22 protein-coding genes and 1 riboswitch are annotated in these 21,149 nt (G+C 72.5%); of the genes, 10 read left to right on the top strand and 12 right to left on the bottom strand.

Going from position 1 to position 21,149, the window contains the following annotated elements; translation table 11 throughout:
- Positions 1-56 precede the first annotated feature (56 nt).
- Together OG974_RS14070 and OG974_RS14065 are read left to right on the top strand one after the other, a co-directional pair.
- A complete protein-coding gene (locus OG974_RS14070) occupies positions 57-1,055 on the top strand; it encodes a 2-hydroxyacid dehydrogenase (protein ID WP_327283034.1) in 999 nt (332 codons plus the stop codon).
- 69 nt (positions 1,056-1,124) lie between these two features.
- On the top strand, positions 1,125-1,484 hold the full coding sequence (locus tag OG974_RS14065) for a hypothetical protein (RefSeq protein ID WP_371646639.1): 360 nt from the start codon (positions 1,125-1,127) through the stop codon (positions 1,482-1,484).
- Between the two features lie 113 nt (positions 1,485-1,597).
- Here OG974_RS14065 and OG974_RS14060 read toward each other — a convergent pair whose 3' ends face one another.
- Entirely contained in the window at positions 1,598-3,484 is a 1,887-nt protein-coding gene (locus OG974_RS14060) for an anthranilate synthase family protein (protein WP_371646638.1), read from the bottom strand.
- A gap of 289 nt (positions 3,485-3,773) precedes the next feature.
- On the opposite strand from OG974_RS14060, the gene OG974_RS14055 reads away from it, so the two are divergent.
- Entirely contained in the window at positions 3,774-5,138 is a 1,365-nt protein-coding gene (locus OG974_RS14055; protein WP_371646636.1) for a class II 3-deoxy-7-phosphoheptulonate synthase, read from the top strand.
- A 117-nt stretch (positions 5,139-5,255) separates the two neighbouring features.
- Entirely contained in the window at positions 5,256-5,534 is a 279-nt protein-coding gene (locus OG974_RS14050; protein WP_327283030.1) for a (2Fe-2S)-binding protein, read from the top strand.
- A 50-nt stretch (positions 5,535-5,584) separates the two neighbouring features.
- Here OG974_RS14050 and bfr read toward each other — a convergent pair whose 3' ends face one another.
- Positions 5,585-6,064 carry a bacterioferritin gene (gene bfr / locus OG974_RS14045; protein ID WP_327283029.1) on the bottom strand — a complete coding sequence of 160 codons (480 nt, stop codon included), beginning with the start codon at positions 6,062-6,064 and terminating at the stop codon, positions 5,585-5,587.
- A gap of 201 nt (positions 6,065-6,265) precedes the next feature.
- Here bfr and OG974_RS14040 point away from each other — a divergent pair, with 201 nt between their 5' ends.
- On the top strand, positions 6,266-6,898 hold the full coding sequence (locus tag OG974_RS14040) for a sulfite oxidase-like oxidoreductase (RefSeq protein ID WP_327283028.1): 633 nt from the start codon (positions 6,266-6,268) through the stop codon (positions 6,896-6,898).
- Between the two features lie 17 nt (positions 6,899-6,915).
- Here OG974_RS14040 and OG974_RS14035 read toward each other — a convergent pair whose 3' ends face one another.
- The 6 genes from OG974_RS14035 to thiO all read right to left on the bottom strand — a co-directional run bounded on the left by OG974_RS14035 (position 6,916) and on the right by thiO (position 12,634).
- Positions 6,916-7,428 carry a DUF4396 domain-containing protein gene (locus OG974_RS14035; protein WP_327283027.1) on the bottom strand — a complete coding sequence of 171 codons (513 nt, stop codon included), beginning with the start codon at positions 7,426-7,428 and terminating at the stop codon, positions 6,916-6,918.
- 79 nt (positions 7,429-7,507) lie between these two features.
- Positions 7,508-8,365, bottom strand: a complete 858-nt coding sequence (locus tag OG974_RS14030; protein WP_327283026.1) for a deoxyribonuclease IV — start codon at positions 8,363-8,365, stop codon at positions 7,508-7,510.
- 18 nt (positions 8,366-8,383) lie between these two features.
- The gene (pknB, locus tag OG974_RS14025) at positions 8,384-10,297 is read right to left on the bottom strand and encodes a Stk1 family PASTA domain-containing Ser/Thr kinase (RefSeq protein WP_327283025.1); all 1,914 of its coding nucleotides are present in this window, start codon (positions 10,295-10,297) and stop codon (positions 8,384-8,386) included.
- Positions 10,298-10,443: 146 nt separating this feature from the next.
- The gene (locus OG974_RS14020) at positions 10,444-11,238 is read right to left on the bottom strand and encodes a thiazole synthase (protein ID WP_371646633.1); all 795 of its coding nucleotides are present in this window, start codon (positions 11,236-11,238) and stop codon (positions 10,444-10,446) included.
- A gap of 5 nt (positions 11,239-11,243) precedes the next feature.
- Entirely contained in the window at positions 11,244-11,444 is a 201-nt protein-coding gene (gene thiS / locus OG974_RS14015; RefSeq protein WP_030156043.1) for a sulfur carrier protein ThiS, read from the bottom strand.
- On the bottom strand, positions 11,441-12,634 hold the full coding sequence (gene thiO, locus OG974_RS14010) for a glycine oxidase ThiO (RefSeq protein ID WP_371646631.1): 1,194 nt from the start codon (positions 12,632-12,634) through the stop codon (positions 11,441-11,443). The genes thiS and thiO overlap by 4 nt, the downstream gene beginning before the upstream one ends.
- Positions 12,632-12,744, bottom strand: a riboswitch (TPP riboswitch). It overlaps the preceding gene by 3 nt.
- 93 nt (positions 12,745-12,837) lie before the next feature.
- Here thiO and OG974_RS14005 point away from each other — a divergent pair.
- The 5 genes from OG974_RS14005 (at position 12,838) to OG974_RS13985 (ending at position 17,310) form a co-directional block, all read left to right on the top strand.
- Positions 12,838-14,058: an FAD-dependent oxidoreductase gene (locus OG974_RS14005; protein WP_327283022.1), complete on the top strand. Its 1,221-nt coding sequence runs from the start codon at positions 12,838-12,840 to the stop codon at positions 14,056-14,058.
- Between the two features lie 148 nt (positions 14,059-14,206).
- Positions 14,207-14,572 (top strand): Rv2175c family DNA-binding protein, encoded by a 366-nt coding sequence (locus OG974_RS14000; protein WP_266577684.1) that lies wholly within the window; start codon positions 14,207-14,209, stop codon positions 14,570-14,572.
- A gap of 75 nt (positions 14,573-14,647) precedes the next feature.
- Positions 14,648-15,298: a thiamine phosphate synthase gene (gene thiE / locus OG974_RS13995; protein ID WP_328762490.1), complete on the top strand. Its 651-nt coding sequence runs from the start codon at positions 14,648-14,650 to the stop codon at positions 15,296-15,298.
- Between the two features lie 92 nt (positions 15,299-15,390).
- Entirely contained in the window at positions 15,391-16,308 is a 918-nt protein-coding gene (metF, locus tag OG974_RS13990) for a methylenetetrahydrofolate reductase [NAD(P)H] (RefSeq protein WP_327283020.1), read from the top strand.
- A gap of 51 nt (positions 16,309-16,359) precedes the next feature.
- Positions 16,360-17,310 carry a hypothetical protein gene (locus OG974_RS13985; protein ID WP_328762489.1) on the top strand — a complete coding sequence of 317 codons (951 nt, stop codon included), beginning with the start codon at positions 16,360-16,362 and terminating at the stop codon, positions 17,308-17,310.
- Between the two features lie 56 nt (positions 17,311-17,366).
- Here OG974_RS13985 and OG974_RS13980 read toward each other — a convergent pair whose 3' ends face one another.
- The 4 genes from OG974_RS13980 to OG974_RS13965 form a co-directional block, all read right to left on the bottom strand.
- Entirely contained in the window at positions 17,367-18,779 is a 1,413-nt protein-coding gene (locus OG974_RS13980; RefSeq protein ID WP_327283018.1) for an NAD(P)/FAD-dependent oxidoreductase, read from the bottom strand.
- 44 nt (positions 18,780-18,823) lie between these two features.
- On the bottom strand, positions 18,824-19,459 hold the full coding sequence (locus tag OG974_RS13975) for a DUF4126 domain-containing protein (protein ID WP_328762487.1): 636 nt from the start codon (positions 19,457-19,459) through the stop codon (positions 18,824-18,826).
- A gap of 132 nt (positions 19,460-19,591) precedes the next feature.
- Complete coding sequence (locus OG974_RS13970) at positions 19,592-19,993, bottom strand: DUF3040 domain-containing protein (RefSeq protein WP_327283016.1); 402 nt, start codon at positions 19,991-19,993, stop codon at positions 19,592-19,594.
- Between the two features lie 308 nt (positions 19,994-20,301).
- Positions 20,302-21,075 carry a methyltransferase gene (locus OG974_RS13965; RefSeq protein ID WP_327283015.1) on the bottom strand — a complete coding sequence of 258 codons (774 nt, stop codon included), beginning with the start codon at positions 21,073-21,075 and terminating at the stop codon, positions 20,302-20,304.
- Between the last annotated feature and the right edge of the window lie 74 nt (positions 21,076-21,149).

Genomic DNA, 21,149 nt, shown 5'->3' with positions numbered 1-21,149 from the left:
GCCGTAAGGTGACGAACGACCCATGGTCCGATTCTTCACGCAGCACGGGAGCGAACGTGGAAATCCTGGCATTCGGGGTGCAGGACGACGAGAAGCCGCTGATCGAGAGCGCGTTCGCGGCCGCGGGGCAGCACGAGGCGCGCTGCCTGGAGGTCTTCCTCACCGAGGACACCGCCCCGATCGCGGCCGGGTACGAGGTCGTCTCGTCGAGCGTGAACGCCGACCTGGGCGGGCGGGTGCTGCGGACCCTGGCCGGCGGCGGAACGAAGATGATCGCCCAGCGCTCCACCGGCTTCAACAACATCGACCTGGACGTGGCCCGGCAGCTCGGCATGACGGTGAGCCGGGTGTCGTACTACTCCCCGTACTCCGTGGCCGAGTTCGCCTGGACCCTGGCCATGACCGTGAACCGGCGGATCGTCCGCGCCTCGAACCGGACACGGGACTTCGACTTCCGGCTGAACGGGCTGATGGGCCGCGACATGCACGGCCGCACCGCGGGCGTCCTCGGCACCGGCAAGATCGGCGAGGCGTTCACCCGCATCGCGCACGGCTTCGGCATGAACCTGCTGGGCTGGGACGTCGTGCAGAACCCGGCGTGCGTCGAGCTGGGCATGAAGTACGTGGACAAGGACGAGCTGCTCGCCTCCGCGGACCTGATCAGCCTGCACGTACCGCTGTTGGAGTCGACGCACCACGTCATCGACGCGGCCGCGCTGCGGACGATGAAGGACGACGCCATCCTGGTGAACTCCAGCCGCGGCGGTCTGATCGACACACAGGCCCTGGTGTCGGAGCTGCGGGCCGGGCGCTTCGAGGGGGTCGGACTGGACGTGTACGAGGCGGAGGCGGGCGTCTTCTTCCTGGACAAGTCCTTGGAGGCCGTGGAGGACGACACCCTGGCGCGCCTGATCACCTTCCCGAACGTGGTGGTCACCTCGCACCAGGGGTACTACACGCACGACGCGGTGGGCCAGATCGTCGACGCCACGGTCCGCAACGTGGCCGACTACCTGGCCGGCCGCCGCTCCGAGAACACCCTGTGTCCCTCGTGACGCGAGTTCAGCCGGAGTTCAGGTGTGCTTCATCGGTGCCGCGCGGCTCCGGCGGCTAGGTTCAGTCGCGTGAACATACCCGTGGTGGCCCGCTGGGCGCTGCTCGCCCTCGCCCTCCTGCAGCTCCTCCTCGCCGTCCGCGCGCTGCGCCGGGCGCTGCGGGCCCGTCCGGGGCAGCGGACCGGGCCGTCGCTGGACGCCGCCGACCACGGGATCGGCGTGGTGCTGGCCACAGCCCTCGCCTATCCCCACGGGACCCTCGCCTTCTGCACCATGCTCCTGCTCGGGCCGGTCATCGTCTGGAAGGGCGTACGCGACGTCCGGGCCCGCCGCGAGGCCAGGGCCGCAACCGGAGCGACCGGTCCCGCCGACGGCGACGGCGACGGCGACGGCGACTGCGGCACGGCGGTGGGCCGGCCGGGCGTGTGAGCCGTGGCCGCACCCGTGCGGGGGTCGCCGTCCCGGTGCGGCGGCCCGGTGCGGCGGCCCGGGACGGCGGACCGGGGCGCACCGGCCGGGGCCGGGCCGACGGGGCCGGTTGGCTAGACCGTGGCGGCCGTCACTGCGGCCAGCAGCTCGCGCAGCAGGTCCGCGCCGCGGAGGGTGAGCACCGACTCCGGGTGGAACTGGACTCCCGCGAAGCCGCCGGCGGCCGAGCGCAGGGCGTGCACCTCGGCCGTCACCGGGTGCCGGGAGACCTCCACGCCCGACACGGCCAGCCGGCCGGCGAGCTCGTCGGGGCAGTGCGCCGTGTACGTGTTGTAGAAGCCCACCACCTCCTCCTCGCCGAAGAAGTCGATCCGGGTCTGCGCCCCCTGCGCCGGCTCCGCCTTGCGGATCAGAGGCAGGCCCAGCTCGGCCGCCAACAGCTCGTGCCCGAGGCAGACGCCCAGGAGCCCGGACCGGTGACCCGCCAGGAGCTCCGCCGTGAGCCCGCGCAGCATCTGCATCTTCGGGTCGGCGGCGTCCGCAGGGTTGCCCGGTCCCGGTCCCAGGACCACCGGGCCCGTCCAGGACAGGGCCGCCGCCCGCAGTCCGGGATCGTCGTAGCGGCGTACCGTCACCTCCAGCCCCGACACCCGCAGCACATGGGCCAGCATCGCCGTGAAGGTGTCCTCGCCGTCCACCACCAGGGCGTGGCCGCTCTCCGCGGCCGGCCGCTCCTGCATCCGGAGCCAGAACGGCGCCAGGTCCTGGCGGCGCGCCGCCAGGGCCGCCTGGACCCGCGGGTCGCCGGCCAGGCCCGGCGCGGCGGACCCGGCCCGCGGGGCCGCCGGGCGGACCCCGAGCGCCGCCAGCACCCCGGCCGCCTTCGCGTGGGTCTCCGCGACCTCGCCCGCCGGGTCCGAGTGGCGGACCAGCGTGGCGCCCACCGGCACCCGCAGCGCGCCGTCCGCCGCGATGTCCGCGGTCCGGATCAGGATCGGGGAGTCCAGCGTCTGCGTCCCGGCCCCGTCGACGCCCAGCAGCGCCAGCGCGCCCGCGTAGTAACCGCGCCCGCCGGCCTCGTACCGCTCGATCACCCGGCAGGCGTTCTGTACGGGAGAGCCGGTCACCGTCGCCGCGAACATGGTTTCGCGCAGCACCTCCCGCACGTCCAGCGAGGACCGGCCGCGCAGCTCGTACTCGGTGTGCGCGAGGTGTGCCATCTCCTTGAGCCGCGGCCCGACGACGACCCCGCCGCGGTTGCCGACCGTGCACATCATCTTCAGCTCCTCGTCGACCACCATCGACAGCTCCTCGGTCTCCTTGCGGTCGCCGAGGAAGGCGAGGAGGGACTCGGCGGTCGGGCCGCCGGCCGGATAGCGGTACGTCCCGCTGATGGGGTTCATCACGACCGTGCCGCCGGACATCCGCACGTGGACCTCGGGGCTGGCCCCGACCAGAGTGCGCTCCCCCGTGTGCACGACGTACGTCCAGTACGCGCCGCGCTCGCCCAGCAGCAGCCTCCGGAACAGCGCGAGCGCGTCGGCCCGCCCGAAGCCGTCGATCCGGCCCCGGTACGTGCGCCGGATGACGAAGTTCGCGCCCTCGCCGCGGCCGATCTCGTCCCGGATCACCCGCTCGACGGTGGCCGCGTACTCCTCGTCGGGCACGTCGAAGCCGCCGCCCGCGACGTGCACCGGGTGGTCCGGCAGCGCGGCCAGCGCCTCCGCGAGGGGGACCTCGTACGCCTCCTCGGCGGCCAACACGGTCAGCGGCGTGCCGTCGTCGCGCACGTCGAACCCGCGCTCCCGGATCTGGCGGAACGGGACGAGGGCGAGTGTGGGCAGCTCCCGTACGGGCAGCTCGGCGAGGAGCCCGGCCTCGTGGACCGCGCCGATCAGCACCTCGACGGTGTCGTGGTCGCGGCCGGGGGTCCGGCGGCGCAGCAGGGCGAACGGCGGGCAGGAGTCGTCGAGCAGTTCGAGCAGGCGGCTGGGTTCCATGGGCGGGCGTCCTTCTCCGTCGGTGAGGTGAAGAGGAGCGGCCGGGCCCGGAAAACACCGAAGGCCGCCCCTCGGGCGGCCTTCGCGTCGTGCGTGTCAGTGGGTACGCGCGAGAAGTGGGCCGCCGGAAGCGGGCCACCACCAGTTCTGGTTCGAGTGCGCGTACATGCTGGCGACCATAGCCCACCCGCAGCCGCGGCCGCAGCCCCCGCACCGCCACAGGAGTCCCGCAGAGACACCCGTCTCACGGAGTGGGCACCGGGCTGGACGTGGCGCAAGACGCCGTAATGTGTACGAGGTGACCGTGAACGCTGAAACCCAAGCCCCCGTCGCCAAGGCGACATGGCGAGACCTTCCCGCGGCGCAGCAGCCTTCGTACCCCGATGCCGAGGCACTGCGCGCTGTCGTCGCGGACCTCGAATCGTATCCTCCGCTTGTTTTCGCGGGTGAGTGCGACCAGCTGCGCGCCCGCCTGGGAGCCGTCGCCAAGGGCGAGGCGTTCCTGCTGCAGGGCGGCGACTGTGCCGAGGCCTTCGACGCCGTGTCCGCCGACCACATCCGCGCCAAGCTGAAGACGCTGCTCCAGATGAGCGCCGTCCTGACGTACGCGGCCTCCGTGCCCGTCGTCAAGGTCGGCCGGATCGCCGGCCAGTACTCCAAGCCGCGCTCGAAGGACACCGAGACCCGCGACGGCGTCACCCTGCCGACCTACCGCGGCGACTCCGTCAACGGCTTCGCCTTCACCGAAGAGGCCCGGATCCCGGACCCCGAGCGGCTGAAGCGGATGTACCACGCGTCCGCGTCGACGCTGAACCTGGTGCGCGCCTTCACCACCGGTGGCTACGCGGACCTGCGCCAGGTGCACGCCTGGAACCAGGACTTCGTGAAGTCCTCCCCGTCCGGGCAGCGCTACGAGCAGCTCGCGCGGGAGATCGACAACGCGCTGAACTTCATGAAGGCCTGCGGCACCGACCCGGCCGAGTTCAAGGCCGTCGAGTTCTACGCTTCCCACGAGGCGCTGCTGCTCGCCTACGAGGGCGCGCTCACCCGTACGGACTCCCGCACCGGGAAGCTGTACGACACCTCCGGCCACATGGTCTGGATCGGCGAGCGCACCCGCCAGCTGGACCACGCGCACATCGAGTTCTGCTCGCAGATCGCCAACCCGATCGGCATCAAGCTCGGCCCGACCACCACGGTGGACGAGGCGCTGACCTACATCGACCGCCTGGACCCCGAGCGCGAGCCGGGCCGGCTGACCTTCGTCGTCCGCATGGGCGCCGACAAGGTCCGCGACAAGCTCCCCGAGCTCGTCGAGAAGGTCACGGCCTCGGGCGCGACCGTCGCCTGGGTCACCGACCCGATGCACGGCAACACCTTCGAGGCGGCCTCCGGCCACAAGACGCGCCGTTTCGACGACGTGCTCGACGAGGTCAAGGGCTTCTTCGAGGTCCACAAGGCCCTGGGTACCCACCCGGGCGGCATCCACGTCGAGCTCACCGGTGACGACGTCACCGAGTGCGTGGGCGGCGGCGACGAGATCTTCGTCGACGACCTGCACCAGCGCTACGAGACGGCCTGCGACCCGCGGCTCAACCGCAGCCAGTCCCTGGACCTGGCCTTCCTGGTCGCGGAAATGTACCGCGATCAGTAAGTGGCTTCGTACGACGGTGGGGCACGGATCGATGTGATCCGTGCCCCACCGTCGTTCTCAGGGCTTTTGGGCGAGCCTCGCTTTGGGTACGGTTAGGTAAGCCTCACCGAATAGGGGATGGCTACAGAGACCGTTCCTGCCAGGGAGGTGAACCGCGTGTACGTCTGCTCTTGCTTCGGGATCACCGACAAGCAGGTCAAGGACCACGCGGCTGCCGGGGCCTGCACCCCCCGCCAGATCGCCTCGGTCACCAAGGCCGGCACGGACTGCGGATCCTGCGTGCGCACCATCCAGGGCCTCCTGGGCCGCGGGGCCTGCCCGCGCCGGGAACTCCTGGAGAAGGGCAATGCGGCCGCCGTGCTCGCCGCCGACCCGGAGCTCGCGGAAGCCGCGTAGGGCTCAGGCGCAGGACCCGCGCACAAGGTCCGCGCGCAGGCCCCCGGTACTCAGCCCTCCGGCTGCTCGATCAGCTGCGCGATGTAGAGCGGCTCCCCGATGCTCTCGATGAGCTCCAGCTGGGTGTCGAGGTAGTCGATGTGGTGCTCCTCGTCCGCCAGGATGTCCTCGAAGAGGCGCGCCGAGGTCACGTCGCCCTTGCCGCGCATCACCTCGATCCCGCGCTTGAGGCGGTCGATCGCCTCGACCTCGACCTGCCGGTCCGCCTGGAACATCTCCGTCAGGGTCTGGCCCACCCGTACGTGGAAGAGCCGCTGGTAGTTCGGAAGCCCGTCCAGCATGAGGATGCGCTCGGTGAGCTTGTCCGCGTGCTTCATCTCGTCGATGGACTCGGCACGGGTGTAGTTCGCGAGCTTGGTCCAACCCTTGTTGTCCTGGATCCGGTAGTGGAGCCAGTACTGGTTGATCGCCGTGAGCTCGCCGGTCAACTGCTCGTTCAGAAACTCAAGGACCTCGGGGTCGCCCTGCATCGCAGAGGCTCCTTCCAGGCAGTGTCAGCTGTGTGACGGGGCTGGGGCACCGCCCCAGCCGCGGCTGGGGGAGTGCGCGCATCCTCGCACCGCCGCAGGGGGTCGTCCAGTAAGTACCTCCTTAGTGCGAGTTGGCGTGACTTGCCCTCATAGGGTCGTAGCTGGTCGTGACCACCCTGCTGCGTCTGTCACCATGGAGTCATGGGTCAGCCGGAAAGCCGGGAATCTCCGGGAGCAGAACAGCCGGAGCTTCCACCGGGGCAGCGGTTGCAGCGCGGTTGGCCGGTCACCCACTACGGCCCGGTCCCCAAGTTCAAGCCGGACCGCTGGGAGTTCCGCGTCTTCGGTGCCACCGCCGACGGCGAGAAGCACTGCTGGAACCACGAGGAGTTCACGGCCCTGCCGTTCGAAACGGTCGTGGCCGACCTGCACTGCGTGACGAAGTTCAGCATGCCGGGCGCCGAGTGGGGCGGGGTCCTCGCCCGCGAAATCCTCGCCCTGGCGCCGCCGTCGCCGCAGGTCACGCATGTGATGGTGTGGGCCGAGTACGGCTTCAGCTCCAATCTGCGGCTGGCCGACTTCGCCTCCGAGCGGACCGTCTTCGCCACCCACGAGGGCGGTGAACTGCTCACTGCGGAGCACGGCTTCCCGGTGCGGCTCGTGGTTCCGCACCTGTACGCCTGGAAGGGCCCCAAGTGGGTCCGCGGCATCGAGTACATGACCGCCGACCGCCGCGGCTTCTGGGAGGAGCGGGGCTACCACAACATCGGCGACCCCTGGCGCGAGCAGCGCTACTCGTACCAGGAGGAGCCGGGGGACGGCCCCGAGCTGTAGCCGGCCGGGCCCGCCCGTCAGTGGTGGTAGCGGTGGACGACCGCGTGCCCCTTGCCGCGGCCGATCAGCCACTTGTTGACCGGGGTCGTGACGAGGAAGGCGAGCGCGAGCGAAACCGCCAGCGCGATCCAGAACAGCGCCTGCGAGAGGTGTGCGTCCATCGCTCCGGGCCACACCGCGATCACGCCGTTGTCGATCAGTTCCATGACGGCGATCGAAAGCGTGTCCGCCGCCAAGGCCACCCGGAAGGCCGTACGCAGGTCCACGCCCGCGGCGAGGATCCCGCGCAAGGTGAGCGCGTAGCCGAAGAAGAACGCGAGGGCGATCGCCAGGATCGTCGTCGGAACGTTTCCCCAGCCGAGTGCCGTGCCGACGACCATGCCGAGCACCTCGCCCACGGCGCATCCGGTGAGGCAGTGGAGGGTGGCCTTGGCGGCCGTGGCCCAGCTCGCCCGGCCGGCGTCGTGGTGCCCGTGGTGCGCATGCTCTGCGTGTGAGTGTTCCGCCTGCGTGTGGTGTGCGTGTTCCATCGTGACCCCCTGGGGACGCCTGAAAACGGTCCTGCGTACGAGCACAACCGCATACCCCCCAGGGGTATTCCTCAACGGGTCAGTGGAGTTCGCGCAGCTCCTTCAGCAGGGCCACGTCCGCCGCGTGCCCCTCCTTGCCGCCCGGCGTCTCGATGATCAGAGGGACACCTTCCATCGCGGGGTGCGCGAACAGCTCGCCGAAGGCGTCCCGGCCGATGTGACCCTGGCCGATGTTGGCGTGGCGGTCCTTGTGGGCGCCCACGCCCTCCTTCGAGTCGTTGGCGTGGATCAGCTTCAGTCGCCCCTCGCCCACCGTGTCCACCAGCAGGTCCAGCGTCTGCTTGGCCCCGCCCGGCTCCGCCAGATCGTGCCCCGCCGCGAAGATGTGGCAGGTGTCCAGGCAGATCCCGAGCTTCGGATGGTGGTCGAGCGCCTCGAAGTACGGGCCGAAGTCCCACGTCCGGGAGCACAGCGAGGAGCCCTGCCCGGCCGTGGACTCCAGCAGCAGGAACGGGTCATCGTCGTGCACCAGCTCGTCCAGCAGCGGCAGCATGTACTCCCTGACCTGCGCATACGCCGCCTCGCGCGGGCGTCCTCCGGTCGCTGAGCCGGTGTGCACCACCACCCCGAGCGCGCCGATCTCCCGGCCGCGGCGCAGCGAGTGCCGCAGCGACTCCACCGACTTCTCCACGGTCGCCTCGGTGTGCGAGCCGAAGTTGATCAGGTACGGGGCGTGCACGTACGCCGGGATCGACCCGGCCTCGCACCCCGCACGGAACAGCTCGTCCTGCGCCGGGTTCCCGACCGGGGTCGCCCAGCCGCGCGGATTGGCCACGAAGACCTGGACGGCCTCCGCACCCATCTCCCGCGCGTACGCCAGCCCCACCGAAGCGAGCCCGCCGGCGACGGGGACGTGCCCGCCCACGGGATTGCGCATCACCTGGTCCATCTACCGCTACAGCCCCTTGGTCCGCAGGACGATCGTGCTGCCCTCGGGGGCGGCCTGGCCGCCCGGCACCGACTGCGCGTCCACCGTGTTGCTGAAGGAGAGGAACGGACGCTCCACCTTCACCTTGAAGCCGGCCGCCTCCAGCGTCTTGCGGGCCACGTCCGCCTCCTGGCCGGTCACGTTCGGCACCGGGATCTGCCGCGGGCCCTTGGACACGGTGAGCGTCACCGTGTCACCGGTCGAGGCCTGGACGCCGGCGCCGATCGACTGGTTGGCGACCGTACCGGCCGGGAACTGCGAATTGACCTGGTCGGCGGCCGTCTCGACCTTGAGGCCGGCGTCCTGGAGCGTGGCCCGTGCCTGGTCGAGGGGCCGTCCTGCCACGTTCGGCACCTGTACCGGCCGGCCCCTGCTGACCAGGATCGCGACCGCCGTGTCGGTGGGGCGCTTCTGCCCGCCCGTCGGGTCGGTGGAGATCACCGAACCCTGGGCGACGTCCTGACTGAATGCCTGCGTGACCAGGCCTGGCGCCAGACCGCTCTTGGTCAGCTCGGCCTTCGCGTCCTCCAGCGTCTTGCCCTTCACGTCCGGTACGACGACGACCTCGGGGCCGCGCGAGACCGTGAGCACCACCGCACCGTTGCCGCGGATCCGCTTGCCGCCGGCGGGGTCGGAGTTCATCACCGTCCCGCGGTCGAAGGCGTCGCTGAACTTCCGGTCGATCCGCTTCACGCCGAGGCCGGCCGCGGACAGCTCGGTCTTGGCCTGCGCCTCGCTCTTGCCCAGCAGGTTGGGTACCTGGGTGAACTGTCCGGCGTTGATGTACCAGACCCCGGTGCCCAGGCCGAGGGCCAGCAGCACCCCGGCGATGACGAGCAGCGTGCCGCGCCGCGGCCCGCGCCGGGCCGGCGGCGCCGCCTGGGCCTGCCGCACCTGCGCGCGGTCCGGGAGCTCCAGCCGCGACGTGGGGTTCGCGGGCTGCGCCGCCACGGACCGCGCGATCACGCTGGTGCGGTCCTCGGTGGCGCTCCGTACCTGCGCGTACGCCTGGGGCGGTACCGAGTCCAGCTCGGCGTCGCTCAGCCGCGCGCGGGCGTCGAGGGTCAGCCCGAGCAGGGCGGCCGCGTCGGCGGGGCGCAGCTCCGGATCGCGGGCGGCGGCGTACGCGACGAGCTCGTCCAGGCCGGCGGGCAGCCCTGGGACGGCGGCCGACGGGGGCGGCACGTCCTCGTGCAGGTGCTGGTAGAGCACCTGGGCGGGGGTGCCGCCGCTGTGCGGCTTGGAGCCGGTGAGCATCTCGTACAGGACGACGCCGCAGGCGTAGACGTCCACGCGGGTGTCGCCGCTGCCGCTCTCTATCTGCTCCGGGGCGAGGTAGGAGACGGTGCCGAGGACGGAGCCGGTGGTGCTGGTGACCGAGTCGACGGACCGGACCAGCCCGAAGTCCGCCACCTTGACCCGGCCGTCGTCGCCGATCAGGACGTTCTCCGGTTTCATGTCCCGGTGCACGAACCCCGCGCGGTGCGCGGCGCCGAGCGCGGCCAGGACGGGCTCAAGGATGTCGAGCGCCGCACGGGGCTGGAGCGCGCCGCGCTCGCGCAGGACGTCACGCAGCGTGCAGCCGGACACGTACTCCATGGCGAGGTACGTGTACGGCCCGTCGGTGCCCTGGTCGAAAACGGCGACGACGTTGGGGTGCGCGAGGCGGGCGACGGACTTGGCTTCTCTGATGAAACGGTCGACGAAGCCGCCGTCGGCGGCGAGCGCCGGGTGCATCACCTTCAGCGCGAGCACGCGGTCGAGACGGGTGTCGACGGCCCGGTAGACCGTTGCCATGCCGCCGGCCGCGATTCGGGCGTCGACGCGGTAGCGGCCGTCGAGTGTCTGCCCGACGAGGGGGTCATCCAGGGTCGTATCCACCCGGCGATTCTACGAGCGCCTTCCGGGCTTCCGGCCAGGGTGGTGATTGTTGCAGCGCAGCTGTGACGTCCGGCCGGGGGTGCGCCCAGCGCCTCGAACGCCGGCGGGGCCGGTTTTTCCAGCCCGTACGACGTTCGAGGGCCGGGTCAGAAGGCCGGGCGTTCCGGGTCGAGGGCGGCGTGGCCGTCGGTGGGGGACGAGGCCTGTGCGAAGCGGCGCTGCGGGATGCGGCCCGCACGGAACGCCAGCCGCCCCGCGGACACGGCGTCCCGCATCGCCGTCGCCATCAGGACCGGCGACTGGGCGCGGGTCACCGCCGAAGCCAGCATCACCGCCGAGCAGCCGAGCTCCATCGCCAGGGCGGCGTCCGAGGCCGTGCCGGCGCCGGCGTCCAGGACCACCGGGACCCCGGCCCGCTCGCAGATCAGCTCGAAGTTGTGCGGGTTGCGGATGCCCATGCCCGAGCCGATCGGAGATCCCAGCGGCATGATCGCCGCGCAGCCCGCGTCCTCCAGCTTGCGGGCGAGCACCGGGTCGTCGTTCGTATAGGGCAGCACCGTGAAGCCCTCGTCCACCAGGGTTTCCGCCGCGTCCAGCAGCTCCACCCCGTCCGGCAGCAGGGTCCGCTCGTCGGCCACGACTTCCAGCTTGATCCAGTCCGTGCCCAGGGCTTCTCGCGCGAGGCGTGCCGTCAGCACGGCCTCACCCGCCGTGAAGCAGCCCGCGGTGTTCGGCAGGACCGCGATGCCGAGCCGGTCCAGGACCGACAGGACTGAGCCCTGGACGGTCGGGTCCAGCCGGCGCATCGCGACCGTGGTGAGCTCCGTGCCGGACGCGATCAGGGCGCGTTCCAGGAGGTCCAGGCTCGGTGCCCCGCCGGTCCCCATGATCAGGCGGGAGGAGAAGGTCCGGCCGCCCAGTTCGAAAGCGTCGTCCGCCATCGTGCTCAGCCTCCCTGTACCGCGGTGAGGACCTCGACCCGGTCGCCCTCGCCCACCGGCGTGAGCGGCCACTGTCCGCGCGGGACCACGGTTTCGTTCAGTGCGGCCGCGACGCCGGACGGCGCCGCGGTCAGGGTGGCGACCACCGCGTCGAGGGTGGTGCCGGCCGCGATCTCGCGCGGCTCGCCGTTGACGGAGATGGTCATGCGTACGACTCCTGACGTGCGGCGCTGAAGCGGCGCGGGGTGAACGGGCGGGCGATCTCCGGCACCGTGCCGGTGGTCAGCAGCTGTGCCATCACGTCGCCGGTGAGCGGGGTGAGCAGCACCCCGTTGCGGTAGTGGCCCGTGGCCAGGTGCAGGCCGGGCAGGTCGGTCGGGCCGAGCAGCGGGGCGTTGTCGGGGGAGCCGGGCCGCAGCCCGGCCCGGGTCTCGGTCAGTGGAAGTTCGGTGATGCCGGGTACCAACTCATGTGCATCGCGCAGGAGTTCGTACACGCCGCCGGCGGTGACCGTGGTGTCCCAGCCGAGTTCCTCGCTGGTGGCTCCGATGACGAGCTCGCCGTTCTCGCGCGGCACCAGGTACACGTGGCTGCCGCGGACGACCGCCCGCACCGTCCGGGAGAGGAACGGGGCGTACGGCGCCGGTACCGCGAGCCGCAGCACCTGGCCCTTCACCGGCCGTACGGGGGGCAGCACCTGCGGCGGTACGCCGGCGAGGCGGCCGCTGAGCGAGCCTGCGGCCAGGACCAGCTGGTCCGCGCGCAGCTCCGTACCGTCGTCGAGCAGTGCGCCGACGGCCCGGTCGGCGGTGGTGAGCAGCCGCTCCGCGCCCGCCCGGCGGATCTCCACGCCGGCGCCCTCGCAGGCGGTCAGCAGCGCGGCCGCCAGCCGGCGCGGATCGACCTGGTGGTCGCCGTCCACGCGCAGGCCGCCGCGTACGCCCGGGGCCAGCATCGGCTCCAGGCGGCGGCACTCGCGGCCGGTGAGCCACTCTGACTCCAGGCCGCAGCGGCGCTGGAGGGCGTGCAGTTCGCGCAGGTGGAGCCGGTCGTCGGCGTCGAGGGCGACGGCGAGCGTGCCACAGGCGCGGTAGCCGATGTCCATCCCGCCGGACGCCTCGGCAAGCTCTGCGGCGAACTCCGGGTAGCGGGCGGCGGAGGCGAGGTTGAGGCCCAGCAGGGTCTCCTCGCCGTAGTGCAGTTCGGTGACGGCTGCGAGCATGCCGGCCGCGACCTGCGCGGCGCCGCCGCCGGGCGCCGGGTCGGCGAGCACGGTCCGCAGCCCGCTCCGGGCCGCCCGCCAGGCGGTGACCAGGCCGATGAGCCCGCCCCCGATGACGAGGACGTCGGATCCCGCGGCGGATCCCGCGGCGGTTCCCTTCCGAGATGAGTGCATGGGCGTCCAGCCCCTCCCTTCGCCGGCATGACCCGGATCAGGTTCGTACGGTCGGAGGCCGCTCAGCCTCCCTCTCAGCCCGGTGCGCCCGGACTCCCGCGATAGGTACGACCGCCAGCCTAACCCCGGCGACGGGGCCGGGTAAGGCTGCCTCCCCGGGTCCACTGTTACTGACTGTGCGTCAGATCGCTAGGCTGGGCGGTGTGAGCGAGCAGACGGAACAGACTCAGAGCGGTGTCGTCATCGTCGGCGCCGGAATGGCCGGGGTGCAGACCGCGGTCGCCCTTCGGGAGCAGGGCTGGAGCGGCCCCGTGACCCTGCTGGGAGCCGAGCCCCACCAACCCTACGACCGGCCCCCGCTGTCCAAGGCGGTACTGCTCGGCAAGGCCGAGGACTCCGCCTTCGACGTGGACTTCGAGGGGCTCGGGATCGAGCTCCGGCTCGGTGTGGAGGTCACCGGGCTGCGGGCCGCCGAGCGCGAGCTGGACACCGAGGCGGGGCCGGTCCCGTACGGGGTGCTCGTCCTGGCGACCGGCGCCGAACCGCTGACCCTGCCCGGGTCCGAGGGCGTCCAGGGCGTGCACCTGTTGCGCACCCTGGACGACGCGGCCCGGCTGCGCCCGGTGCTGGCCGCGGCGCCGGCGACCGTGGTGGTCGGGGCCGGCTGGATCGGCGCCGAGTTCGCCACCGCCGCGCGCGAGGCGGGCTGTGCGGTGACCGTGGTCGAGGCGGCGGACCGGGTGCTGGCCGGGGCGCTGCCGGCGGAGGTCGCGGCACCCATGACCCGCTGGTACGAGGAGGCGGGGGCCGCCCTGCTGACCGGCGCCAAGGTGGCCTCGGTGGAGTCCGGGCGGGTCCTGCTCGCGGACGGGCGGGAGCTGCCGGCGGGCGCGGTGGTCGTGGGCATCGGCGCCCGGCCCGCCACCCGGTGGCTGGAGGGCTCGGGGATCGAGCTCGGGCCGGACGGCTCGGTCACGGCGGACGCCTACCTGCAGACCTCCCTGCCCGGGGTGTACGCGGTCGGCGACTGCGCGTCGTTCCCCTCGGCGCGCTACGGGGCGCGGCTGCTGGTGCACCACTGGGACAACGCCCTGCAGGGGCCGCGCGTGGTCGCGGCGAACATCCTGGCGGGGGCTCCGGCCCAGGTCTACGACCCGGTGCCGTACTTCTGGTCGGAGCAGTTCGGGCGCTTCGTGCAGTATGCGGGGCACCACGCGGGAGCGGACGAGCTGATGTGGCGCGGGGACCCCGCCGAGGCGACCTGGTCGGTGTGCTGGCTGCGGGCCGGAGCGCTGGTCGCGGTCCTGGCGGTGGGCCGGCCGCGGGATCTGGCGCAGGGGCGGAAGCTGATCGAGACGGGCGCCCCGGTGGACCCGACCAAGATCGCGGACCCCGCCACGCCCCTGAAATCCGCGCTGGTCTAGGGGTCGCGTCCGCGAGCCGCGCCGGAACGCCGGGAGCCCCGTCCGGAGCCCCGTCCGGGAGCGGTGCGCGGGGCGCGGCGGAGCCGCCGCGCCCCGGACGGGCCGGCTCGGGTACCGGGTGTCGGTCCGAGGTGGCAGGCTTGTGCCCGTGACCGAGATTGACGCAAAGATCGATGCCCTTGTCCCCGCGTGGCTGTACCTCCCCGACATCGCGGAGATGCTCGACATCGAAGTGACCAAGGTTCGCCAGCTGGTCAAGGAAGGTCAGCTGCTCGCGGTGCGCCGCGGCGAGAACCGTTCCCTCCAGGTCCCCGCGGCCTTCATCGACGGGGACAAGATCGTCAAGGGCCTGGTCGGCCTGCTGACCGTGCTCCGCGACGACCGCTTCACCGACGCGGAGATCCTGGAGTGGCTGTTCACCGCCGACGACACCCTGCCCGGCACCCCCGTCCAGGCGCTGAGCGAGAATCGCGGCACGGAGGTGAAGCGCCGCGCCCAGGCGCTCGCCCTCTGAACCGCGCCATTTGATCCAACCGCGGTGCGCGGGCCCCGGACGGCCCGTGCACCGCTCCCACCCCGGGGGGTACCCATGTCCGTGAAGGCCCAGCTGTCCGACGCACGGCTCTACCTGTGCACGGACGCCCGCAAGCGGCAGGGGGACCTCCCCGAGTTCCTCGACGCGGTCCTGGCCGGCGGCGTGGACATCGTCCAGCTCCGGGACAAGGGCATGGAGGCCGGCGAGGAGCTCGAACACCTCCGGGTCTTCGCGGACGCGGCCCGCCGGCACGGCAAGCTCCTCGCGGTCAACGACCGCGCCGACGTCGCCCACGCCATCGGCTCCGACGTCCTGCACCTGGGCCAGGGCGACATCCCGGTGCCCGCCGCCCGCGCGATCCTCGGCGAGGACCTCCTGATCGGCCGGTCCTGCCACGCCGAGTCCGAGGTCGACGCCGCCGTCGCCGAGCCGGGCGTGGACTACTTCTGCACCGGCCCCTGCTGGCCCACCCCCACCAAGCCCGGCCGGTACGCCCCCGGCCTCGGGCTGGTCCGCTACGCGGCCTCGCTGGCCTCGGCCCGCCCCTGGTTCGCCATCGGCGGCATCGACGCCGGCAACCTCGACGAGGTCCTCGACGCCGGAGCCGACCGCATCGTGGTCGTCCGCGCGTTGACCGAGGCCTCCGATCCGGGTGCGGTCGCCGCCGACCTGGCCAAGCGGGTCCGGGAGCGCGTTTCCGCCTAAGTCTTCTCGGGGCGCCCGTGCAGGTGTCCAAAAACGTGTCCAAAAGGCGGACACGGCTTCGGGGTCCGCGTAGGCGCGTCTAACCTGCCCGTATGGCCCTTGGTACCGCTTCCACCCGTACGGACCGTGCACGCACGGTCCGTGACCTGCTGGCGTCCGGGAGCCCGTCGTACTCCTTCGAGTTCTGGGCCCCCAAGACGGAGAAGGGCGAGCGCAACCTCTGGAACGCGCTGCGCCGGATCGAGGCGGTGGGCCCGAGCTTCGTCTCCGTGACCTACGGGGCCGGCGGCTCCACCCGCGGCGGCACCGTCAAGGCCACCCAGGAGATCGCCGCCGACACGACCCTGACCCCCGTCGCGCACCTCACCGCGGTCGACCACTCCATCGCCGAGCTGCGCCACGTGATCGGCCAGTTCGCCGACGCCGGCATCCGCAACATGCTCGCCGTGCGCGGTGACCCGCCGGGCGACCCCATGGGTCCCTGGGTCGCGCACCCCGAAGGCGTGCACTACGCCGCCGACCTGGTCCGGCTGCTCAAGGAGTCCGGCGACTTCTGCGTGGGCGTCGCGGCGTTCCCCGAAATGCACCCGCGCTCGGAGGACTGGGACACGGACATCCGTCACTTCGTGGACAAGTGCCGTGCGGGCGCCGACTATGCGATCACCCAGATGTTCTTCGATCCGGAGAATTATCTGCGCCTGCGCGACAGCGCCCAGAAGGCGGGCTGCGAGACCCCGATCATCCCCGAGGTCATGCCTGTTGTGGGCATCAAGCAGCTCGACCGGCTGCCCCAACTCAGCAACGCGGCCTTCCCCGCAACCGTGAAAGAGCGCATGCTCGCCGTCAAGGACGATCCGGCCGCTGTACGCTCCATTGGGATCGAGTTCGCCACGGAGTTTTGCGCGCGGCTGCTGTCCGAGGGTGTCCCGGGGCTGCACTTCATCACGCTGAACAATTCCACGGCGACTCTCGAAATCTACGAGAACCTGGGCCTGCACCAGCGGGCCTGATCGGCCGGCCCCCGTTTCCTGGGCGGTTGGCCGTACCGAGAGGTGCCACGCATGGGAATGACGGTCCTCTACATCGCGTTCGGTTTCGTCGCGCTGTGGCTGCTTGCCGAGGTCCTGATGCAGTACAAGGCCCGGTTGCGCTGGCGGCTGCTCGCGTTCGCCGGGTTCCTCGGAGTGGTCGCCGGGGTGGTGCTGCCGTCGGTGCCGGTCATCGGCCTCGGCGCGGCCGCGTTCGCCGTGGGCCAGACCCTGGTGACCCTCTCCTTCCGCAAGGGCTTCGAGGCCGGCTGGGCGCTGCGCCGCGGCGGCAAGCCCGTACGGCAGACCCGACGCCGGCGGGCGGGCGGTCCGCGCCCCGAGCCCGCGCTGGAGGTGACCGCGCTGGAGTACGGGTCCGACGGGGCGACGGCGGACCCGGAGGGCGCCGGCACGCCCGAAGAGGCGCGGCCCGAACCGCGGTTCCAGGCCGCGGCCGCGGAGTTCTACAGCCCGGAGCCGCTGCCCGAGGACACCGGGTCGTACGGGATACAGAGCTTCGCCCCCACCGCCGACGCGGGCGGGACGGCGGCGTTCGCCTCGCCGTACTCCACGGCCGAGCAGGACGCCCACCAGTACGCCGCCCACTACGACACGCAGGCCTACGCCCCGCAGAACCAGGGCAGCTACGACTACTCCGCGGGCTATCCGGCGGGCGGCGAACAGCAGGTCTACGCCGCCTACTCGGACCCGTACATCGGCACCGGCGGGGCCGTCATCCCGCAACAGCCCTACGACTACACTTCCTACCCCGAATACACGGCCGACCCGTACGCGAGCGCGGGCGGGCAGCAGCAGTACTCCATGGACACCCCGCCCGGCGGAGTGTGGGTGCCGCAGCAACGCGCCACCGAAGGGGCCGCCCCGGCCCACCCCGGTGACGAGCAGCAGAACCCGTACCCGCAGCAACAGCCCCAGCAGTACCCGTACCAGGGCACCGGCGAGTACGAGCAGTACCGCTACTGACGCCCCCGTACCGATGCGGGCCGCGCCCCCGGGAGTTGCTCCCGGGGGCGCCCGTGTCACTGGGAGCCGCGGAACCCCGCGCCCTCCACGATCAGCCCGGCCACCAGCGCCCCGGTCATCCCGGCGTGCGCGAGGCCGCCGCCGGGGTGCGCCCAGCCGCCGGCGAGGAACAGCCCCGGCAGGGCAGTGGTGTTGGCGGGGTAGAGCATCCGGCCGTCCGCTCCGGCCAGCGCGGGCGGGGGCACCGCGCCGTCCTGTGCGCCGGTCTCCGCCTCGATGTCCGCGGGCGTGCGCGCGTGCGCCCACAACAGCCGCTCACGCAGCTCCGGCACGGCCCGGGCCGCCAGGTCCAGCAGCTCCTCCGTATGGCCAGCAGAGGCGCCCCCAGGGCCGCAGACGGCGCTCACGGTGACCGCCTCGTGGTCCGCGTCGGGCCGCACGGCCGGGTCGTCGGGGCGCAGCACGGTCAGCTGGGCGCCGGGGGAGTGGACCAGGGTGCGGTGGACGGCGTCCGCGGGGCGCGCGCCGCGCAGCGCCAGCAGCAGGGTGAGCCGGCTGGCCACCCCCGGCCCGCGGGCGGGGGCGCCGCCGGCCGGCACCGGGGCCCGCAGCTGCCGCGGGTCGACGCCGCAGACCACGAGGTCGGCGGCGACCCCGGAGCCGTCGGACAGCACGAGCCCGGCCGCCCGGCCCTCCCGCTCCAGGACCTCCCGTACCGGAGCGTCGAAGACGAAGGTGACCTTCCGCTCCAGACAGCGCTCGTACACGGCGGTGGCCAGCGCCCGCATCCCGCCGCGCACGTACCAGCTGCCGAACGTCTGCTCCATGTACGGGAGCACGGCCGCCGAGGCCGGCGCGGTGGCCGGGTCGACCCCGTACGCCCGCACTCGGGCGGCCAGCAGCTCGCCGAGCTCCCCGCCCAGCTCGCGCCCGGCCACTTCGGCGAGGGTCGGCGGGCGGCGGCGCAACAGGCCGCTCCCGCGCAGGGCGGGGTACGGATCGCGCCCCAGCACCTGCCAGTCGGGGCGCAGGGGCTCCTCCAGCAGCGGGCGGCGGGTGGCGTCCCAGGCGTCTCGGGCCCGGCCCAGCACACCGTTCCAGCGGTCGCCGGCGCCCGCACCGAAGGCCTGGTCGAGGACGGCGGCGGCGCCGCCGCGGGAGCCGCCCGGGAGCGTGACGGCCGTGCCGTCGGCGAGGACGTGCCGGACGGCCGGGTCGACCTGGACCAGCTCGACGCAGTCCTCCAGGGGCCGCTTGCCGGTCTTGACGAACAGGTCGCGGTAGACGGCGGGCAGGTGCAGCAGACCGGGCCCGGTGTCGAAGGCGAAGCCGTCGCGCTCGTACCGGCCGACGGAGCCGCCGTACGTGGACCTGCGCTCGTACACCGTCACCTGGTGCCCTGCCACGGCCAGCCGGGCCGCCGTAGCCATCGCGCCCATGCCGGCGCCGATCACCGCAATTCGTGCCATGCGGATGACCCTACCGAGCGGGACCGGGGGAGCTCGGCGGGAGGTCAGCGGGGTGGGGCCGGGGCCCGGGCGGCCGCCCCGCGCTCCTCGGCGGCGAGCCGTTTCTCCTCGCGGCGCTGGGCCCGGCGGCGCAGGAAGCGGCGGATCCGGGTCCAGAGGAAGACGAGTATCGCCAGCCCGGAGGCCAGCAGGACGGCCGCGATGATCGCGGCGGCCTGCGGGTTGAACATCGCGAAGGTGACGATGCCGGCCACGGCCAGGTCCTCGGCGGTGCTCAGCGCGATGTTGCTGAAGGGTTCCGGTGAGGTGTTGACGGCCATGCGGGTGCCGGCCTTGACGAAATGGCTGGCCAAGGCTGTGGAGCCGCCGACGGCGCCGGCGGCGATGTCGGAGAGCGAGCCGCTCTGGCCGGCCAGCAGGGCGCCGACCACCGCTCCGGACAGCGGACGGATCACGGTGTGCACCGTGTCCCAGACCGAGTCCACGTACGGGATCTTGTCGGCGACGGCCTCGCAGAGGAACAGCACACCGGCGACGATCAGCACGTCGGTGCGCTGGAGGGACGCGGGGACCTCGTCGGTCAGTCCGGTCGCGCCGAAGGCGCCGAGCAGGAGGACCACGGCGTAGGCGTTGATCCCGCTGGCCCAGCCGCTGGTGAAGACCAGGGGGAGCACACTCACCGGGGCATCATGCCGTAGGACCGGGCCGCGGCGCGGGCGATCCGGTGGACGGGCGGGCGGACCGGCGGAGCGAAGACGTGAGGGGACGGCCGCCGCACGGCGGCCGTCCCCTCACGTCATGTCTGCGTGGCCCTACTGCCCATGTTCGTCGCGGCGGCGCTGCCACCGCTCCTCGATGCGGGTCATCATCGACCGACGCTGCCGGTTCCGGCCATGGGCCGAACCGCCAGAACTGCCGGAGACGGGCTGCTCGCCAGGCTTGGGTGCCTTGCGCCAACCGGTGACCACGAGGACCGTACAGCCCAGCATGACGAGGAATCCCACCACGCTGACCCAGAGTACGTTCGGAATGATCACACCGGTCATGAGGAGCGCGATACCCACCACAATGCCTGCGACTGCCTGGTAGACCCGTCGCCGGGTGTACGTACGCAGTCCGCTTCCCTCAAGCGCTGTCGCGAACTTGGGGTCTTCGGCGTACAGCGCTCGCTCCATCTGCTCGAGCATTCGCTGCTCGTGCTCCGAGAGCGGCACGGGAGTCCTCCTCATCCGTCGGTCGCGGGGGGTAGCGACCAGGGGTCCCCTTCAGGATAGGCGGGGAATCGCCCCCGTGACACCCGCCCTCTACGCCAGGTTACAAAAACACTGCCCGAAAAAGGCGCCGCCCGAAAAGGCGCTGCCCGGGAAAAACCCTGCGCGAAACCGTACCGCCGAGTGGGCGGTCACTGGGGCGCTTATTCCCCGTCGGCCCGTCCACCATGCCGGTCACTGGGAACGATCATACGGTGCCGAACGGCGGATCGGAGGGCGTCCGCAGTACTCGGTGAGAGGAACTCCGCAGATCAGGCGTGCTGCTCGCGCGGGGGCTTGGTGCCGAGGACGTGCAGCTGGGTGGCTACCGCGTGGAACGCCGGCAGCTCGGCGGCGGCCTCCTCCAGGCGCAACAGCGCCTCGACCGCGCCCGGCTCGGTGTCGACCAGGACGCCGGGGACGAGGTCGGCGAAGATGCGGATCCCGTGCACCGCACCGACCTCCAGGCCGGCCCCGCCGACCAGCTCGGCGAGCTGCTCGGCGGTGAAGCGGCGCGGTACCGGGTCGCCCGCACCCCAGCGGCCGGCCGGGTCGTTGAGGGCCGTACGGGCCTCGGTGAAGTGGCCGGCGAGCGCACGGGCCAGCACGGCCCCGCCGAGGCCGGCGGCCAGCAGGCTGAGCCTGCCGCCGGGGCGCAGGGCGGCGACCGCGTTGGCCACGCCCTCGGCCGGGTCGTCCACGTACTCCAGCACGCCGTGGCACAGCACCACGTCGTACGCGTCGCGCTCGACGACGTCCAGCAGGCCCTGGGCGTCGCCCTGCACCCCGCGGACGAGGTCGGCGACACCGGCCTCGGCGACGCGGCGCTCCAGCCCGAACAGTGCGTTCGGGCTGGGGTCGACCACGGTCACCCGGTGGCCCAGCCGGGCCACCGGCACCGCGAACTTGCCGGTGCCGCCACCGGTGTCCAGCACGTCGAGCACATCCCGCCCGGTCGCCTTCACCCGGCGGTCGAGTGCCTCCTTGAGGACCTCCCACACCACGGCGGTGCGAAGGGAGGCGCGGGGGCGGGAAGTGTCCGACACGGCTGATGACTCCTCGGCGCGACAAGGGGTGAGAGATGCGTGTCCCACCCTATTGCCTGGGGGATGTCCCGCCG

The organism is Streptomyces sp. NBC_00597 (assembly GCF_041431095.1).
Taxonomy (GTDB): Bacteria; Actinomycetota; Actinomycetes; order Streptomycetales; family Streptomycetaceae; genus Streptomyces.
The sequence above is the reverse complement of the archived record's forward strand: the minus strand, read 5'-3'. Positions and strand labels throughout refer to the sequence as shown.

Excerpts from the sequence above, each read along its gene's own strand:
- OG974_RS14060 (WP_371646638.1), bottom strand. The coding sequence starts at position 3,484 with ATGGAACCCAGCCGCCTGCTCGAACTGCTCGACGACTCCTGCCCGCCG.
- OG974_RS14050 (WP_327283030.1), top strand. The coding sequence starts at position 5,256 with ATGGCTACAGAGACCGTTCCTGCCAGGGAGGTGAACCGCGTGTACGTC.
- bfr (WP_327283029.1), bottom strand. The coding sequence starts at position 6,064 with ATGCAGGGCGACCCCGAGGTCCTTGAGTTTCTGAACGAGCAGTTGACC.
- OG974_RS14040 (WP_327283028.1), top strand. The coding sequence starts at position 6,266 with ATGGGTCAGCCGGAAAGCCGGGAATCTCCGGGAGCAGAACAGCCGGAG.
- OG974_RS14035 (WP_327283027.1), bottom strand. The coding sequence starts at position 7,428 with ATGGAACACGCACACCACACGCAGGCGGAACACTCACACGCAGAGCAT.
- OG974_RS14030 (WP_327283026.1), bottom strand. The coding sequence starts at position 8,365 with ATGCGCAATCCCGTGGGCGGGCACGTCCCCGTCGCCGGCGGGCTCGCT.
- OG974_RS14020 (WP_371646633.1), bottom strand. The coding sequence starts at position 11,238 with ATGGCGGACGACGCTTTCGAACTGGGCGGCCGGACCTTCTCCTCCCGC.
- thiS (WP_030156043.1), bottom strand. The coding sequence starts at position 11,444 with ATGACCATCTCCGTCAACGGCGAGCCGCGCGAGATCGCGGCCGGCACC.
- thiO (WP_371646631.1), bottom strand. The coding sequence starts at position 12,634 with ATGCACTCATCTCGGAAGGGAACCGCCGCGGGATCCGCCGCGGGATCC.
- thiE (WP_328762490.1), top strand. The coding sequence starts at position 14,648 with ATGTCCGTGAAGGCCCAGCTGTCCGACGCACGGCTCTACCTGTGCACG.
- metF (WP_327283020.1), top strand. The coding sequence starts at position 15,391 with ATGGCCCTTGGTACCGCTTCCACCCGTACGGACCGTGCACGCACGGTC.
- OG974_RS13985 (WP_328762489.1), top strand. The coding sequence starts at position 16,360 with ATGGGAATGACGGTCCTCTACATCGCGTTCGGTTTCGTCGCGCTGTGG.
- OG974_RS13980 (WP_327283018.1), bottom strand. The coding sequence starts at position 18,779 with ATGGCACGAATTGCGGTGATCGGCGCCGGCATGGGCGCGATGGCTACG.